At 61.1% G+C, this 17,468-nt stretch carries 12 protein-coding genes; 6 read left to right on the top strand and 6 right to left on the bottom strand.

The window, feature by feature from the left end; genetic code table 11:
* Positions 1-89: 89 nt before the first annotated feature.
* The 3 genes from AC3FKH_RS27590 to AC3FKH_RS27600 all read right to left on the bottom strand — a co-directional run bounded on the left by AC3FKH_RS27590 (position 90) and on the right by AC3FKH_RS27600 (position 3,599).
* The gene (locus tag AC3FKH_RS27590; RefSeq protein WP_488678891.1) at positions 90-1,103 is read right to left on the bottom strand and encodes a ribonuclease Z; all 1,014 of its coding nucleotides are present in this window, start codon (positions 1,101-1,103) and stop codon (positions 90-92) included.
* A gap of 139 nt (positions 1,104-1,242) precedes the next feature.
* Positions 1,243-2,484, bottom strand: coding sequence for an NAD(P)/FAD-dependent oxidoreductase (locus AC3FKH_RS27595; RefSeq protein ID WP_488678892.1), 1,242 nt, complete (start codon positions 2,482-2,484; stop codon positions 1,243-1,245).
* A gap of 194 nt (positions 2,485-2,678) precedes the next feature.
* Positions 2,679-3,599, bottom strand: a complete 921-nt coding sequence (locus AC3FKH_RS27600; RefSeq protein WP_488678893.1) for a LysR family transcriptional regulator — start codon at positions 3,597-3,599, stop codon at positions 2,679-2,681.
* Positions 3,600-3,775: 176 nt separating this feature from the next.
* Between AC3FKH_RS27600 and AC3FKH_RS27605 the strand changes: the two genes are divergently transcribed.
* The 4 genes from AC3FKH_RS27605 (at position 3,776) to AC3FKH_RS27620 (ending at position 10,575) form a co-directional block, all read left to right on the top strand.
* Positions 3,776-4,771: a Bug family tripartite tricarboxylate transporter substrate binding protein gene (locus AC3FKH_RS27605; RefSeq protein WP_488678895.1), complete on the top strand. Its 996-nt coding sequence runs from the start codon at positions 3,776-3,778 to the stop codon at positions 4,769-4,771.
* Positions 4,772-4,841: 70 nt separating this feature from the next.
* A complete protein-coding gene (locus AC3FKH_RS27610; protein WP_488678896.1) occupies positions 4,842-6,365 on the top strand; it encodes an amidase in 1,524 nt (507 codons plus the stop codon).
* Between the two features lie 995 nt (positions 6,366-7,360).
* Positions 7,361-7,972, top strand: coding sequence for a 3'-5' exonuclease (locus AC3FKH_RS27615; protein ID WP_488678898.1), 612 nt, complete (start codon positions 7,361-7,363; stop codon positions 7,970-7,972).
* A gap of 1,202 nt (positions 7,973-9,174) precedes the next feature.
* Positions 9,175-10,575, top strand: a complete 1,401-nt coding sequence (locus tag AC3FKH_RS27620; RefSeq protein WP_488678899.1) for an ISNCY family transposase — start codon at positions 9,175-9,177, stop codon at positions 10,573-10,575.
* Between the two features lie 516 nt (positions 10,576-11,091).
* On the opposite strand, the gene AC3FKH_RS27625 is transcribed toward AC3FKH_RS27620, so the two are convergent.
* Positions 11,092-11,787 carry a nucleotidyl transferase AbiEii/AbiGii toxin family protein gene (locus AC3FKH_RS27625; RefSeq protein ID WP_488678900.1) on the bottom strand — a complete coding sequence of 232 codons (696 nt, stop codon included), beginning with the start codon at positions 11,785-11,787 and terminating at the stop codon, positions 11,092-11,094.
* Positions 11,784-12,284, bottom strand: a complete 501-nt coding sequence (locus tag AC3FKH_RS27630) for a helix-turn-helix transcriptional regulator (protein WP_284495025.1) — start codon at positions 12,282-12,284, stop codon at positions 11,784-11,786. Before AC3FKH_RS27630 ends, AC3FKH_RS27625 begins: the two co-directional genes overlap by 4 nt.
* A 1,056-nt stretch (positions 12,285-13,340) precedes the next feature.
* Here AC3FKH_RS27630 and AC3FKH_RS27635 point away from each other — a divergent pair.
* The gene (locus AC3FKH_RS27635) at positions 13,341-16,019 is read left to right on the top strand and encodes a DEAD/DEAH box helicase (RefSeq protein ID WP_488678901.1); all 2,679 of its coding nucleotides are present in this window, start codon (positions 13,341-13,343) and stop codon (positions 16,017-16,019) included.
* 18 nt (positions 16,020-16,037) lie between these two features.
* The gene (locus AC3FKH_RS27640) at positions 16,038-17,060 is read left to right on the top strand and encodes an SWIM zinc finger family protein (protein ID WP_488678902.1); all 1,023 of its coding nucleotides are present in this window, start codon (positions 16,038-16,040) and stop codon (positions 17,058-17,060) included.
* 48 nt (positions 17,061-17,108) lie between these two features.
* On the opposite strand, the gene AC3FKH_RS27645 is transcribed toward AC3FKH_RS27640, so the two are convergent.
* A complete protein-coding gene (locus AC3FKH_RS27645; protein WP_284495028.1) occupies positions 17,109-17,423 on the bottom strand; it encodes a helix-turn-helix domain-containing protein in 315 nt (104 codons plus the stop codon).
* Positions 17,424-17,468 lie beyond the last annotated feature (45 nt).

Raw genomic sequence — 17,468 nt, forward strand, 5'->3', positions numbered from 1 at the left:
GACAACAAGGGTGGTGACCGTGGTGAATATCGTGGCCGGGGGCGTGGCGGCGATCGAGATGGCGGTTGAGTGGGGGGAAACGTCCGTCCCTACCGCGATATCCCCGAGGTAGCCTGAACCTCCGCCCCCAGGTCAACGGCACGCCCCCGATAGCGGGGCGAAAAATGAAATGGGGTCACCTTGCGGGCACCTGTGCGGCGGGCAATCAGTCCAGCCTGTACTGTGGTCAGATGGTTTTTGCGCAGGGCGTGGACGCTATCCGCATCCACAAACATACTTTCGATGAAAAGTTGATCGACGTTTTGCATCAGGCCCGAAAGCGCTCGTATGTTCTCGCTCGTATAGCGCAGGTCGGTCACGTAGCCGATGCGCTGGCCGGGCTCCACGTCCAGGATCAAATGGCATAACTCGCCGACCGTTCGCGTTACCGTGTGGTCGCCGCTTCTGTCGTGCCACTGCACGAGAACTGGTGCATCGCCGGCTGCGCCGGTCAGAACGGCATGCTTCAGGTGGCGCAGCCAGGCGCCGGTTTTCAGGCCGGATGCAGCAAGGCGCTCCGCGTTGATGCTGAGTCGGACCTTTTCCTCGACCAGGTAGGCCAGGCATGGAATTCCGTGATCGACAAAGCAGGCGCGCACCCGGAATGTGGTCTCGTCGTGCACAATATCGCCGGTTCTTTCGATGGGGGACTCGGCCAATCTGGCGAATCCATCGCGACTGGAAAAGCAAGCACGCCGCACTTGCCCGTCCAATCCAAGTTCGTTCGCTCTAACAACAAGTTCAATGTCGTAGCGATGCACCAGGTTCCACGTATAGGCGAGCAGCTTGTGCTCGACCTGCGCCAGGAAACCTGGCCCGCCGTACAGCACGAGGGATGGCTTGCGCCCGAGCAGCACCCGCAACAAATGATCGAAGCCGGAGAAGTGGTCCATATGCGTATGCGTGACAAACACATGCGACAGGCGCATCAACTTGCGCGGCATCAGGGTGCTGATATCTCCCAGGTCGAACAGCAGCGCGCGCCGTTCGTCCAGGAAGTCGACGAACAGTCCGGGATCGCCAAAAGCATCATTGACGAGACGGGCTTCCAGCAGGGGACGCATGCTCACTTTCAGCGGCGGATACGAAGGGGCGGTCGAGGGCCGATCCGGCTTAATGGTATGACAATCGTTCCTGCGCTGGCGTGACGAGTTCCCCGACGATCTGATCGGGGAATAGACGGGCAATACGCCACTCGCCACTTCAAACGGCAAACCGCATTGGATCGTAGGGCAAGGGATCAACGTAGGGTTGCTCGCCGTCGATCAGCTCGCCGAGCAGACGTGCCGTGACTGGCCCTAGCGTGAAACCCTGATGGCCATGCCCAAAGTGGAACCAGAGACCGTGATGACGCGGGGCCCTGCCCACGATGGGCTTCATGTCGGCCACGCAGGGGCGGGCGCCGAGCCACCGCTGCGCTTCGGCTGGCTGCCCCAGCCGCACCAGTTCGCGCGCGTAGCTTTCGGCACGCTCCAATTGGACAGGTGTAGGCGGCGCATCGCGGAGGGCAAACTCCGCGCCCGTGGTCAGGCGCAGGCCCCGCTGCATTGGCGCCAGCATGACGCCGTTCTCGACGTCGAGCACCGGCAGCCGGGGCATAGGGTCGGCTGCATAGTGGCGGTGATAGCCACGCTTGACGAATAACGGAAAGCGATAACCGAGCCTCTCGATCAGTGCCGAGGCCCATGGACCGAGTGCGATCACCACGTGTGCCGCGCTCAGCGGGCCATCTTCGGTGGTCACGGTCCAGCCGGCGCCGGCAGGCTTGAGCGTCGTGGCATCGCCGCGGCGGAAGATGCCACCCTCGCGCTCGAACAGCGCGGCATAACGAGTGACAAGCTCTCCGGGATCGGCAACCGTCCAGGGATCGCGCCAGTGGATCGCGCCGGCGAGCCGCCCATAAAGGGCCGGCTCCGTAGCCGTCACGCCAGCCTGGTCGAGCGCCTGACAATCCAGGCCGTGCACACGCGCGACTGTGCTGGCCTCACGCGCGGCCCGGTCGAACGCTCGCGCCGTGCGGTAGGCCTGTAGCCACCCTGACTTGCGCACCAGGTCTTGTGCGCCGGCGAGCGTGATCAGTCGCTCGTGCTCACTCAGACAGTGGCGTATCAGCGCACTGTAGGCGGTTACGACCGAGGTATAGCGATCGGGCGCCGACTCCCGCCAGTAACGCACTAGCGCCGGTGCCAGGTGTGCCAGCGCGCCAGGGTGGTAATGCACATCGTTGCCCTGGCGCAGGGCAACCCGCAGGATAGCCTGCCACTCCCGTGGAAAGGCATAGGGTTGCACCGCCTCTCGTTGAATAATGCCGGCGTTGCCGTAGGATGTCTCTCTCCCCGGTGCCTGGCGGTCGAGCAGCACCACCGCGTGGCCGCGCTGGCGCAGCGCCAACGCCGTGCATACGCCCACCACGCCGGCGCCGAGTACCACAATGTCCTTTGTCATGCCGTCTGTGCTGTCATCCAAGAGTTTCCTGCGCCGGCAATACGCCCCCCGGGCCCGACAAGTCTCGCGATCGGTTCATTGCGGCCAGCAGCGAACTTGGCCATGTTGACCACGTTAGATTCTCCCTGTCGCGCGCGCCGACGGGAATATGCTTGCACCGCATTTAACGGAATGGTGGATTGCAATTTCGGCAATCAGCCATCGCCAACACCGGTGATGGTCTGCACCAACTGTTGCACGAATGCGCGCGCCGCGGCAGGCAGGTTGCGTTTGGCCAGGGTCTGGATCTCGATGTAGCGCTCGTTCATTTCACGGTCGCGCAATGGCATGGCGGCAATGGTGCCGGCCTTCAGCCGCTCGCGCACCGACAACTCGCCATAGAAGCTGATGGCACCGCCTCCGGCCACCACGAAACTCACGAGCGAATCGAGATGGTTGCTCGAGAAGACGGTCTGGTAGTGCAGGTCTTGCCGGCTGCAGCTTGTGTCAAGCAACTGCCGCAATGAGCTGTCCTTGGGCGGCAACGCGAGCGGGTAGGCTATGACTTGCGACAGCGAAACCTGACGTTGACCGGCGAGTGGATGGTCGGGCGACATGATGGCGAGCACGGGCGCTGGATGGCGAAGTTCCACCTCGATCTCACGCTCGGGCACCCCGCTCAGCGTGACCCCGATGTCAGCCTCGCCGTCCCGGATTCGCCGGGAGACGTCGCCCTGCGGGCAGACATCAAGCTCGAATCGAATCCCGGTGTGCTGTTCCCTGAACACGGCTGCAAGGGTGGGCAGGAACTCATGAGCGATGCCCTCGACACTGGCCAGCCGCACCCGTCCGGCGCGCAGGCCGCGCAGCGCCTGGATGTCGCCTGTGACGCGCTCGATCTCCTGCTGGGATCGCTTGGCGAACGCAGCCAGCAACTCTCCGGCGGCATTGGGAGCGAGGCCTCGCGCACGCCGGTCGAACAGCAGGGTGTCCAGCTCATTCTCAAGCTTGGCGATCTGCCTGCTGACCGCTGACGGGGCCACGTTCAGCTTCAGTGCCGCGTCTTTGACCGAGCCCGTGCGCACTACCTCGAGGAAGTAGCGGACGGCGGTTTCCTGAAGGATCCGATAGGACATGGGGTGCCTGCATTGCAATGCGAGAGGGGAAACGCAGCCTTGATCCTTACGGATTGCCGATTTGGCAATCAATTGTTCTAAACATTGCTACGAAGTTGGGCTGCCGAGATCGTAGGATAGTCTGACATGGCGTGCCACTGCCATATGTCGGTTCCAATCCCTGCCGGAGCATCAAGATGCGATCCCCTCTCCACCACGCTCTTTCTGCACTGACTGCCTGCGGGCTCGCCCTGACTACTGGCCTGGCGCCCGTCCTGGCAAGCGCACAGGGCACCTACCCATCCAAGCCGATCCAGCTGGTACTGCCGTTTCCGCCCGGGGGGGCCACTGATGTGGTCGGCCGTCTTATCGGCCAGAAGCTGGGTGAGCGACTGGGTCAGACCGTGGTGGTCGACAACCGCCCTGGCGGCGGCACGATTGTCGGTGCGAGCTATGTCGCGAAGTCCGCCCCGGACGGCTATACACTGCTGGCGACATCCGGCACGACGTTCACAGTCAACCCTGCCGTCTATCCGCGGCTGCCCTACGACCCGCAGAAGAACTTCGAGCCGATTGGCTTGATTGGATCTACCGGGCTGGTCCTGCTGGCCAATCGCGACGTGCCCGTCAATACCCTGAAGGAGTTCGTCGCAGCAGCCAAAGCACAGCCCGGCAAGTATTCCTACGGCTCCTTCGGTGCAGGGACCACCGCGCATTTTGCCGGCGAGGCGCTGCTGAACCTGACCGGGACCAAGTTGCTGCATGTCCCTTACAAGGGCAGCTCGCCAGCCATGACTGACCTGATTGGCGGCCAGATTCCCTTCAGCATCGATACCGTGGCTGCCGCTCTGCCCCAAGTCAAGGCAGGCAAGATCAAGGCCATCGCAGTCACGACGGCCAAGCGCTCGGCGCTGCTGCCCAATGTGCCGACCGTGGCCGAGAGCGGATATCCCGGCATGGATGCCAGCACCTGGATCGCGCTGGTGGCACCGCGCGCTCTGCCGCCGGAGATCCACGCCAGGCTGGAGAAAGCGCTGGCCGAAGTCGTTGCCGACCCGGACACGCGCAGGAAGCTGGCCGATAACGGCATCGAGCCGCACTACGCGACGGGCAAGCAGGTCAGCGACATGATCGACAAACAGATTCCGCAGATGCGTGCGGTTGCACAGCGCGCCAATATCAAGCTTGACTGAGCCTGCGCGAATTCCGTCCCCTCAACCGGGGCCGCTGGCGCAAGCGGCCACTCAAGGAAATCCAACTTCCATGTCTTCGCAGGACCCACTGACTTCGACGTCCGCCGTCGAACTGCGCCGGCTGATCGGCGCCCGGGAAATCTCCCCGGTCGAACTGCTTGAGGCGTGCATCGCCCGCATCGAGACCTACAACCCGGCAATCAATGCCGTGACCGCGACCTGTTACGAGCGTGCGCGCAAAGAGGCGAGGGCGGCCGAGCAGGCCGTCATGCGCGGCGAGCCGCTAGGCCTTCTGCACGGGCTGCCGCTGGGCGTCAAGGACCTGGAGGCCACCGCAGGCCTGCTCACCACGTATGGCTCGCCGCTATACCGAAGCAACGTGCCCAGCCAGGACAACGTCCTGGTCGCGCGCCTGCGGTCGGCTGGCGCCATCGTCGTTGGCAAAACCAATATCCCGGAAATGGGTGCCGGTGCGAATTCTCGCAATGCGGTCTGGGGTGCCACTGGCAACCCGTTCAACCCGAACCTTAATGCAGGCGGCTCCTCAGGTGGCTCCGCCGCTGCGCTGGCCGCCAATTTTCTGCCGGTTTGCACCGGTTCCGATACGGGAGGATCGCTGCGCATCCCGGCTGCCAAGTGCGGCGTGGTCGGCTTCCGGCCTTCGCCGGGCGTCGTACCGAACTCGCGCAAGCTGCTGGGCTGGATGCCGATTTCCGTGGTCGGCCCGATGGGCCGCACGGTCGCCGATACCTGCCTGCAGCTGGCAGCGTCGGCGGGCGGGTCGGTCACTGATCCCCTTAGCTACGAACTCGATCCTGCTGCCTTCCTGTCGCCACCGCACGTCCATCTGTCCACCTTGCGCGTAGGCTGGACGGAGGATTTCGGCAGCTGCAGCGTCGATGACAGCATCCGGCGCGTCTTTCGCGCAAAGATCGCCGCGATGCGGCACCTCTTCCAATGCTGCGATGAAGTCAGGTTCGAGCTCGGCGATGTGCATCGCTGCTTTGACGTATTGCGCGCAGAGAGCTTCGTCGCGAGCCTGAATGAAGCTTACCAGCGCGATCCCGCCAGCCTCGGGCCCAATACCCGCGCCAACTACGAGATGGGTGCGCGAATGTCCCTGGGTGACAGCTCCTGGGCTCAGGCAGAGCAGACCCGAATCCTGCAACGCTTCCAGCAGGCCTTCCAAGACTATGACGTCATCCTGTCGCCGACCACGCCAGTCTCTCCATTTCCGTGGACGCAGCTGTACGCAGACACCATCAATGGCGAGAAGCAGGAGAACTATTACCGCTGGCTTGCCCTGACCTATGTCGTCACCCTGACCACGCATCCGGCCATTTCATTGCCATGCGGCGTTGACGAGCAAGGCATGCCATTCGGCCTGCAGGTGACCGGCGGGTTCCGCGGCGACGCGGTGACGCTCGGCGTGGCGCAGGCGATGGAAACCGCGTTTGCCACCTCGGCAGCATTGCGTCGCCCCATTCCCGACCTCGATGCCATCGTGTCGGCCGTACCCGCGCTTCGCTCCATCGTGACGGCGCCGCCCACCTTTGCCGAGACAACACAGGCAGGTGGCGTATCGACGGTCTGACTCGACGCCGGCAAGAAATAGTCGCGCCGGCAACAACGGGATGAAGCCGGCCTCTGCGACATCTGAACGAAGTCAAGTTGAGCGCATGCGCGGAATTGACAGCGCGCCGGTATCCAGAGCAACTGAAGTGATGTCAGATGTTCCTTTTTGCTTTGGCTAGCATATCACTCATCTGTTATGTATTCGTTAGCATATCGCTCCCGGCCCATTTCAGAAATAGCTTTTTGAATGACCGACGCACGGCCCCTCGGTCGCAATTTCATGGCAGCGACGTCGTTGCGAAGAGTCGGTAATTTTCATTTCTCACTATTTTTAAATCCGTCCTTAAAAAGCTTCAATTGTCATTGATGCGCCGGCCGGATAAATTCATTTCTGAGGCCCTGTCCTCTTCATCCAGAACGCTCCCCGTATCTGGTGGATCTTTTGAAAGCGCGGCACAACCGCGCTTCTTTTTTCACGTCTCGGCGCGTGGCGCGCACTGTGCAGAAAAATGTCGCATCAGTACTGCCGAGCAGACGCCTAACGCGACTCCAACCCATGACATTTTTTGTCAACTGTCAGTCAAATCGAATTTGCATTAGGTGGATCGAACCAGCATGCTGGCAAAAACTGTTGCGCCTCTTGATGTGCAAGCACAGGTTACACTCGAACGCTGGCGGGTCCGCGAGACAGCAGGAGGTGATCGATATTTCGTCGGATTCTGTATTGAGACCCAGACGGGACGTGTGAGTACGGCCATTCGGTCGTTTGACGTTGGCACCGGCGTAGGTAAGACCGCAAGCGGACGGCGATACTTACTGTCCGGCTGGCCATGCTTCGATGCCGAAGCTGAACGCCTTTGGGCCCGCCTGACGGCGCAGCATGCCACTACCGAAACCAACGATGTCAGTATGGAATACTTGCCTGCCCCGAAGGATTAGGTCCGCGCGTGCCGGTTGCGGCGAAGCCGCGTTAGCTACAATAGCGCGAACGCGGAGGCCAAACAGGGAGGCAGGGTGCAGACGGTCGCAGTGCTGGATTTTGAAACGACGGGATTGTCGCCGGGCCGCGGTGACCGAGCAACCGAAATTGCTGTCATTTTGCTGCGTGACGGCGAGATCGTTGATCGTTTTCAAAGCTTGATGAACGCTGGAAGGCATATCCCCTCGCAGGTTGTCAGCCTGACCGGAATCACCAATGACATGATCGCAGATGCACCTGCTGCGTCGAAGGTCATGAGTGAAGCGGCCCGGTTTGTCGGCAAGCATCCGGTAGTGGCCCACAATGCCGGTTTTGACCGCAGGTTTTGGCAGGCCGAGCTTGGGCTATTGGACATTGCAGCCAATCAACACTTCGCGTGTACGATGCTCACTTCCAGGCGTATCTACCCACACGCTCAAAATCACAGGTTATCGACGCTCGTCGATATGCTGCAACTGCCTAAGACCGGTCGTGCGCACCGGGCAATGGCCGACGCTGAAATGACCTGCCATCTGTGGCATCGCCTGCAACACGATATCGGTCAGACGTACCGAGTGAGCCAGGTCGACTACGCGCTCATCGCACGTGTGCAGGCCACAACCAGCGCGAAGGTCGCGACGCTACTGCGCTCGCTAGGCGAGGCTTAGCACCGCAATTCAGTGGTCCGTCGAGGAACGGGACCCCGGACGGCGAGTAAAGTCAAAATGGGCAGCGGCATACACGGCGTTGCATGCCCATACTTCTTTGCCTTCCTTGTAGAAGATGACCCACTTGCCGTCGCTTAGGCAATCCGCGCCGGGGTAGACCTCGTCGTGGCCATTTGGACCGTCCAACGGAAAGGGTGCATGCGGAGTGGCCCAGTATTGGCCACTCGGTAGTGATTCTGGCGTTTTGCTTGACATATCATCTGCACCATGAAATCCAAACAGCAGTTAAAACCGGATTTGGAAGGATCGCACCAACGGTTATACTCCGCGCCTCACACTAACGGATTATTCCGAAAAGCTTCGGCCTGATCCTTGCCTCGGCTGGGCGGTTAATTCGCGAGCCAGATGCACTGAGCGACAGACTTATCATCACGCACAATTGGCGACCGCGACAGCCCCTCCCAATGCGGCACGCGAAGACAGTGCCACGATTCAGTCCGGATGCGCCGAAAAAAAACCGGAGCGACGCGGGGAGCATCGATCCGGTCCTGCGCAGCGGCGCATAAGTTGTGCAGCATTTGCCGCCGCGGACCGGAATTTAATCATGTTTAATTCTGATTTAGAACCCGTGAATATCATATGTTGCGATGCAGCAACGTATGCTCCGGAATGGGCGTAAGAAAGTGATGATTTGGAAACACGAACGCTTCACATCTCGGGAGCCGCCAAGCTTGAGGGAGAAGGATCGGACCCGAGAGGCAAATCAGGCCCTTACCGTGCGTGGATGGCTTCCGAGGGCCGGAGTTCTATGTTCTTCAGCTTCCAAGTGCACCGCGCGACCCGAGCTGGCAGGTTTGACGACGCTCCCTTGTTCCCCAGCACTTGACGCTCGGAATTGCACCCATGTCGTCCAGCCACTGAGCGCTGGAACACCTACACGACCAGGTCGGCCGGCGGATGACTTGGCTGGAATCGCGGGTTATGCCTCATCTCCAGCTTTCAAGCGTGAAAGTCGAGCCCTGAATCGAAGCTATCACCCCATCGACTGAGGCATCACGATTTAACATAATCCTTATTATGCGAAAGTGCACTGTAGCGGCAAAGTTGTAATGTCCGGTTTTGGCAAAGTTCAAATGTCCGCCTGAGTGCTCCATTCATGGTATTTAGCCTGCCCCGGTTGAACACGATGGAGCCGCCAGAGGATGGCTAGATCCGAGGTTATTACAGTCAGCATGCAGGAATTAGACAGGCTCAAGACCGTCCAGGCGGTCGTGGATGGTCGGTTACGGCCCGGTGTGGCCGCCGAACGATTGGAGATCACGGACCGGCAGTTGCGGCGGTTGCTGGAGCGCTACCGGCAAGAAGGCCCGTCGGGACTCGTGACCCGCAAGCGCGGCCGTCCGAGCAACAACCGGCTGTCGGCCGACCGCGAAGCCGCGGCGCTGAGCCTGATCCGGGAACACTACGTCGACTTTGGGCCGACGCTGGCCTGCGAGAAGCTGCGCGAACGCCATGGCCTCACGTTGTCCAAGGAAACGATCCGCCGGCTGATGACGGCATCTGGACTTTGGGTACCGCGCAAACAGCGGCCGCCGAAGGTCTACCAGCCGCGCAACCGCCGTGCCTGCCATGGCGAGCTGATTCAGATCGACGGTTGCGATCACCGCTGGTTTGAGGAGCGCGCGCCGGCCTGCACGCTGCTGGTCTATGTCGACGACGCCACCAGCCGGATCATGGAGCTGCGCTTTACCCATGCCGAGGCTACGTTCACATACTTTGCTGCGACGCGCGCCTACCTGGAGCGCCATGGCAAGCCCGTGGCGTTTTACAGCGACAAGGCCAGCGTCTTTCGGGTCAACAAGCCGAATGCCACCGGCGGCGATGGCCATACCCAGTTTTCCCGGGCCTTGTTCGAGCTGAACATCGAAGGCATTTGCGCCAACAGCAGCCAGGCCAAAGGGCGCGTCGAACGGACCCACCTGACCCTGCAGGACCGACTGGTCAAGGAACTGCGCCTTCGCAATATCAGCACCATGGAAGCTGCCAACGCCTTCATGCCCGAATTCATCGCGGACTACAACGCGCGCTTCGCCAAGGTCCCGCGTAACAGCCATAACGCGCATCGTCCGCTGCGACCGGACGAGAACCTTGATCTGATCTTCGCCTGGCGCGAACCACGCTGCGTCTCCAAGAGCCTGACGATCCAGTACGACAAGATGCTCTACCTGCTGGCAGATACCCCCGAGCATCGGAAGTTGGCCGGTCGCTATATCGACGTCTACCACTACCCCGACGGCAGGATCGAGCCACGCGCGAATGGCGTCGCCCTGCCCTACACCATCTACGACAAGCTGTCGGAAGTCGATCAAGGGGCAATCGTGGATAACAAGCGGCTGGGGCACGTATTGCAACTGGCGCAGTACGTTCAGGAGAAACGCGACAACACGCGATCTCTCTCTTTGCCTGCCACGGAAGGCGTTGTCCGCAAGCGTGGACGACCACCAGGCAAGAAGTCGCAGCGCTCGCTGGATCAGAACGACATGTTGGAAGCGCTAAAACGCTTGCAGCAGCAACCATGGCCGCTTAACGGAACCGAGAACTGATTTCCGCTCTCCCGGGAATTCAAATCCGCCCCGATGGAATAACAGTCCCACCCTGATCACAACTCTGCCACGTCAGGCCAGCACCACTGCCTTACAGGAACCCCAAAAGACTGAACAAACAAGCTGAAAAGACACCGGACAACCGGACATTTCAACTTTGCTGAAGCCCGGACATTTCAACTTTGCCTGGACATGCACGATACATCATTTTCACGCCGCGCAAAGATCAGGAATGCAGGCAGTCTGCCCGGCGCGCAGGCTCCAAGCGGGCTGTCTCCGATGTGCGGGCCTGACGTCCAATAAAATCGAGCATGCGCTCGCATTCCGCGCCAGCATCGAAATTCACTGGGACCACCGCACTTGGCGGCGAGTCAGCCGAATTCGCTTCGGCTGACTCGAGCCAACGATAGAACTCGCGTGACAGGATGGCCACCATCACGAAGAGGACGATGGCTATCGCTAGCTGAAAGGCCGATCGGAACCGAGAAGTCATGTGAAATGAGTCGATGCTGACGCCTACCGGCGCTCTCTTTTCCGCGCCGCCAGCGGCGCGTCGTCGGTTTTCCGCAGCGAATCTAGAAAATCTCCCACCAACGCGACACAGTCGTCGAAGCTCCGGTCGAAGCTGATGCGCTGTATCCTGGCAAACTGCTCGCGCATGATCGGCGGGCCGGCTTGGACCTGGCTGACGAATGCGGCGGCGTGCCGAAGCAGAAACGGCGCAGCATGCACCAGCGCCGTCGGCTCCTGTTCGACCACGACGCAAAGGTCGAAGAGATCCCGTGCCGTGGCCCGGTCCCCGCGGTGGTAAAGCTTCTTGGCAACGATCTCGGCTGCGGTTTCGACCTTGACCGGCCGCCCCATGATCTCCCAGATCTCGAATGGCTCGTCGGTCAGGTTGGGCGAGGCCACCACGTCGACTTCGCCTGCGTCGAGGACCAGCTTTACGAAATTCCCCTGCTCGACATAATCGCTCGAGATGTTCTCCGCAGCCTCGCTCAAGCGCGGCGTCACGAACCCGAGATATTGGGGATCCGGCACAAATAAATCGATGTCACGAGAAAAGCGATGGCGGTACCGTAGCATCAGGACCGTGCCGCCACCGAAGGTCCAGAATGGCTCGATGCCGCCGTGCTTCCTGACCTCCTCCATTAACGTGAAAGCATGAGGAAAGAGGCTCTCCCAAACATCGCCTCGGAGCTCGACCTTCATGCCCACAGGCCTCCGCGTGTGGCCATCAGTGACTGCGCAAGCCGCCTGACGTTCTTCCAGATGTCGGCAGGGTTCCGATGCTGTTTCGCCGCCACCTCGGCGACGACCTTGGTGACGAGCTGCAGCGGCGCCTCATCCAGGACTTGGGCTATTTGTGGGCGATACGCCGATGGCACCTCGCCAGTGGCTAGGGCGCGCTCGAGCTCGTCGGGGGTGAGCTCCCCGGTATAGCTGACGTTGGCGCCCTTTGCTGCCATCCACAACGCGCGCGCCGGTGCGCCGCCCAGACGGCTGGCCTCGGGGTCCTTCACGTCCAGAGACAGGCCAAGCACGTCCATCAGGCGTCCGAGCGTCTGGAGCGTGGCATTGACGGTGCCGTGTTCGATACCGTTGAGCGACTGGCGCGACAATTCCGCCATGTCGGCCAGTTGCTGTTGGGTAAGGCCCAGAGCGACCCGTTTGCGTTGAATGGCATTACCGAGGAGCGATGGATTCATCGGTAGTCAGTCCTGAAGATCCGTGTCAAGTATAGACGACAATATTGACTCAGGGTTCCATCGAGGTTAAATGTATCGTAATCTGCACACTAGTTGCGGATGGGATAGCAGTGGTAAGCCGCGATGAATCGTCTGGCTTTTGGATATGCCATGCAGGATCCCGCGCCAGGCAAGGTGATCTACCGGCACTGAGGCTGGCCGCATGGATTGGTCGAAACAAATCGAGCATAGAAATTGCCAGCCAGGATGCACTACAAGCGCGATCTGAAGAGACTTCGCACGCGAGCTGATTGGGGTCGCTAGCTCTGGGTCAGAGGCGCGGCACCGGGTCCGGCGACTGCGTTCCGCCATCCATCTGCCTGCTATTCATGGTGGAGTTCCCATGCCGCCTCGTCGCCGCGCTTGGCCGCTCTTGGCCGATGCCTGTGAATGCGGTCACCCAGCTACAGAATGGTACGAACCGGTGCGCGCGAGGGCGGTGTCGGATCCGGGAGTGGTGGTGGCATGGGGCACGTTCCGTGCTGAAGGGAAGCCAGCATGGAGGCGGATCGGCGGGTTCTTTCAATTTCGTGAAATTATGCGCGAACCGCGATGACAGCCGCATGCAAGCGATCCGCTTGTTCATGAACGCTTCGCGGCTGGCGCCCCAGTGGCAGGACTATCCTGCCGCATCCGCTCAACAAGCGGTTGGCGCCGAAACCACCACGAATCTGGAACGACATGGAAAGTCGTGCTTCTTTTGGCAGAATTCGGTACGCGGGACTCCGCGAAGGTGGAACATTGGTCAGCCGGTGCAGAGCCGCGAGTCCGTGAGTGAAGCAATCAGATCGGCCTACAGCAGATGCAAAGACAGTGCACAAGATATGTACAACGCAGCGGACAGGCATACCCCGGACGACTGGTCGACTCGATGATTCGGTCGGAGCAAACGCAAACGGACATTCGCCCGATCCGGCCTTCGCCGGCGGACCTGCTGCTTGATTCGACCGCCGCTTCCCTGGAAGACATGCGGCTTCAGCCCTTGCTGAAACCGTGCGATTGGAGGAGCGCGCGGTTTTGATTGCTCCCGACCTTCTCTCGCCACACCTGACGCCTGGCGGACACCTGCTTGCCGTGCCGGAGGACGCCGCGCCCATCATGGCCGATGAAGTGCGACTGCGGCTTGGGCGTTCTTTTGCGCTTGGCTCGGGGCATGGCCTGCTGCATTTGGGCGCAGCGGAAGTTGGCCGCATTTTGCCCCCCGCGTGGGCCTGGTGGCGTGATTTTGCCGCGCGCTATGTCACCGCGCTGTGTGCTACGCCCGAAGGCGGCGAGATCGTGGTCGCAACGCCTGGTGCCAATGATTTTGATGCCATGATTGCCGATGCGCCGCCGATGACGGGCGGCGAGTATCTAACGCCAGATGTGCTGGCCACGCTGTGGGGCGAGATCGATACGGCCTTGCACCAGGAACTGGCGACCGCAAACGTCTCGCTTCAGGATTTCCTCAAATTGCGCCATCCGGCCTGGAATCTCGTCGGCCGTGTGCATTTCAACCTCGCTGAGAACCGCAAGGACCCGGAGTCACCGTTCGCTTTCCTTGCGACTTACACCTCGCGCCTGTCGGCCCATGGCAAAGCGCAACATCAGCCACTGTCGCAAGCCCTGGCGGAATTTTCGGGAGCCAGGAGCAAGGCGCAGCTCCTGTCGTTACTGTTGCCGGTGCAGCGCGCTGCGGAACACTGCGATTGGCTTCGCGAAATGGTGGACACCGGCGAGCTATACCATCCGCTGCGCTGGACGCCGCTCGACGCCCATCGCCTTCTCTCGGACCTGTCCAAACTCGAAGCCGCCGGGATTGTCGTACGCACGCCAGGCGTCTGGCAGGCGGGCCGCCCTGCCCGTCCCGTTGTGAAAGCCAGCGTCGGAGCACGACCTCCTTCGCTCCTGGGCAAGGACGCGTTGCTCGATTTCAGCATCGAGGTCTCCCTCGACGGCGAGCGTCTCAGCGCCTTGGAGGTCACAGATCTGCTCAAAGGCGCCGACGGCTTGCAACTCATCCGTGGTCGCTGGGTCGAGGTGGACAAGAAAAAGCTCAGTCGCCTCCTGAAGCGATTCGAGGCCATGGAAAAGGCGGCGCAAACCGGTTTGCCATTTAATGAGGCCCTACGCCTGCTGGCGGGTGTTTCGCTCGACGATAGCGCCGACCTCGCTGACCGCGACTGGTCGCAGCTTGTTGCCGGGCCCTGGCTGGCCGACATCCTGCAGGAGTTGCGTCAGCCGGAGGGGTTGGCGCAGATCAGCCCGGGACCGGAACTCAAGGCCAACCTGCGGCCCTACCAAGAGGCCGGCGTGCGGTGGTTGTACCTGCTCACCCGGCTCGGACTGGGCGCGTGCCTGGCGGATGATATGGGCCTAGGCAAGACCATGCAGGTACTCTCGCTGCTGCTCGTGCTGAAGCGCGAAAGCGCCGAGGTGCGCCCCAGTCTCCTGGTTGCCCCCGCATCGCTGCTGGCCAACTGGGCGGCAGAGGCCGAGCGCTTTGCCCCCGGCTTGCGCCTACTGATCGCCCATCCGTCGGTCATGTCGGCCGCCGATTTGCGTGCGCTGGACCCCGCGCGGCTCGCGGACATCGATCTCGTCATCACCAGCTTTGGCTCGCTTCTTCGCCAGCCGATATTGGGGGCCATCCAATGGCGCGTGGCCGTTGTCGACGAAGCGCAGGCGATCAAGAATCCGGGCGCCAAGCAAACGCGACAGGTCAAGCAGCTCCAGGCGCAATCGCGGATCGCGCTGACCGGAACCCCCGTGGAAAACCGCCTGTCCGATCTGTGGTCCATATTCGATTTCACCCACCCTGGTTTGCTGGGCTCAGACAAGGCCTTCGCCGACTTTACCAGGCGGCTGGCGAAGGCCGAGCACTTCGGTCCGCTGCGAACGCTCGTACGGCCCTACATCCTGCGCCGCCTGAAGACCGACAAGCGGGTAATCGACGACCTTCCGGAAAAGACTGAACTCAAGGCCTGGTGCCACCTGAGCCCGAGCCAGGCGGCACTGTATCAGCGTGCGGTGAAGGATCTGGCTGCCGCGCTTGAAGACGCCGAGGGTATCGGTCGCAAGGGTGTAGTGCTGAGCTTCCTGATGCGCTTCAAACAGATATGCAACCATCCGTCGCAGTGGTTGGGCGACGCCGCCTGGAAGGCGGAAGACAGCGGCAAGTTCGCTCGCCTGCGCCAACTGGCCGAAGTCATTGCCGCCAAACAGGAAAAGGTGCTGGTATTCACCCAGTTCCGCGAGACCACTGAGCCGCTGGCGGCATTTCTAGGTTCGGTCTTTGGCCGCGAAGGTCTGGTGCTTCATGGTGGCACCCCGGTAGCCAAGCGCCACGAACTGGTCAAGCGATTCCAGGAAGATGAGCTGACACCCTTCTTCGTGCTCTCGCTCAAGGCCGGTGGGGCAGGCCTGAATCTCACCGCCGCTTCGCATGTGATCCACTACGACCGCTGGTGGAACCCAGCTGTGGAAAACCAGGCGACTGATCGTGCATTTCGTATCGGCCAGCAGAGGAACGTTCTGGTGCATAAGTTTATCTGCCGTGGCACGATCGAGGACCGTATCGACCAGTTGATCGAAGCGAAGCAGCAATTGGTGGAGGATGTGTTGGAGGGCGGCGCAGAACTCCTGCTTACCGAGATGAGCGATCGTGAATTGCTCGATCTCGTGAAGCTAGATGTTCATGCCGCGCAAGAAAACTGATCGCCAAGAGGAATCGCAATGGGTTACGGTTACGGGGGATGGAAGCCCTATGTCTCAGTCGCCGAACGCAGAAAAGAGGCTGAACGGGCCGCCGCGAAGGCGAGGAAGGCTGGTACGATCCTGTCGCCAATTGCGTCATATCGCGGTGCCATCGCCAAGACCTTCTGGGGCAAGGCCTGGTGCGACAATTTGGAAGGCTACAGCGACTATGCCAACCGCCTGCCGCGCGGCCGTACCTATGTGCGCAACGGTTCCGTGATCGACCTTCAGATTACGGCAGGCGAAGTCCGCGCGCAGGTAATGGGTTCGAGTCTGTACACGGTCGCTGTGACCGTGACGGCGTGTCCTGCAAAGCAATGGCGAGCGATCGGCGCCGATTGCGCGGGTTCGATTGATTCGCTCGTGGAACTCTTGCAGGGCAAGCTCTCGACGGCAGTGATGGAGCGCATCTGCAAACCCGGCAGCGGCCTGTTTCCGGTGCCGAAGGAAATCAGATTCACTTGCAGCTGTCCGGACTGGGCCTCAATGTGCAAGCACGTCGCTGCCGTACTCTACGGCGTCGGCGCGCGGCTAGACCAACAGCCGGAATTGCTCTTCGCCTTGCGCCGAGTCGAGGCCAATGACTTGGTCAGGCAGGCCGGCGCGGGCGTGCCCAGGCCCACCAAACGACCCGCTACCAGCAAGGTGCTCGACGACGCGCTGGTGGCCGATGTGTTTGGCCTCGAGATGGCCGACGCTTTCGCGCTGTCCAAGCCTGCTGCCGGACGCAAAAAACCGCCCGCAGGTAAGGTGACGGCGAAGAAGGCGACCAAATCGACTGTCTCGACAATCCGCAAGCCACCTGCGAACGCTAAGACTGCGGAGAACCATGAATCGGTAACAAAGAAGTTACCAGTCAAGCCATCTGCTGAGGCACGTAAATCAACGTCTAGCAACGTTGTTGCCGGCAAAGAAATCCTGACGCACTCGCCTGCAACCCCAAAAGAGACCCCAACCAGGACGCGCGCCAGTACTCGACCGGTGAAAGGCACCTCCCGTTAATCTCCCCATAGCGGGCTGCCGACGCCCCGAACTTATCTGGGTCGCATGCTATTCCCAAGTTGCCAACTCATCAGTTTTGAGCGCATGTCCCGCGGCCCGCTCAAGCAAAGGCGCATGCGTCTTGGGCACGACCAGCATTGTCAAACCCAGTCCGTCCAAGACCCGCAGTACGTGCTCGAGATTGACGCCCTTGCCGTTCTCTAGCTTGGACAGCATGCCGACCGAGACGCCGCAACTCCTCGCCGCTTGGTCAATGGGCATCCCGTCCCCTGCCCGCGTGGCTCGGACGCGATCGCCTAATTGCAGAATGGTACGGATGGTTGCGCGCGATGGAAGCGTCGAATCAGGGAGTGGTCGTGGCATTGGAACTCGTCCCGTGCAAGCGGCTCATCAATTTTTTCATGATCG

It is taken from the genome of Cupriavidus sp. 21MJTG02-4 (assembly GCF_057798975.1).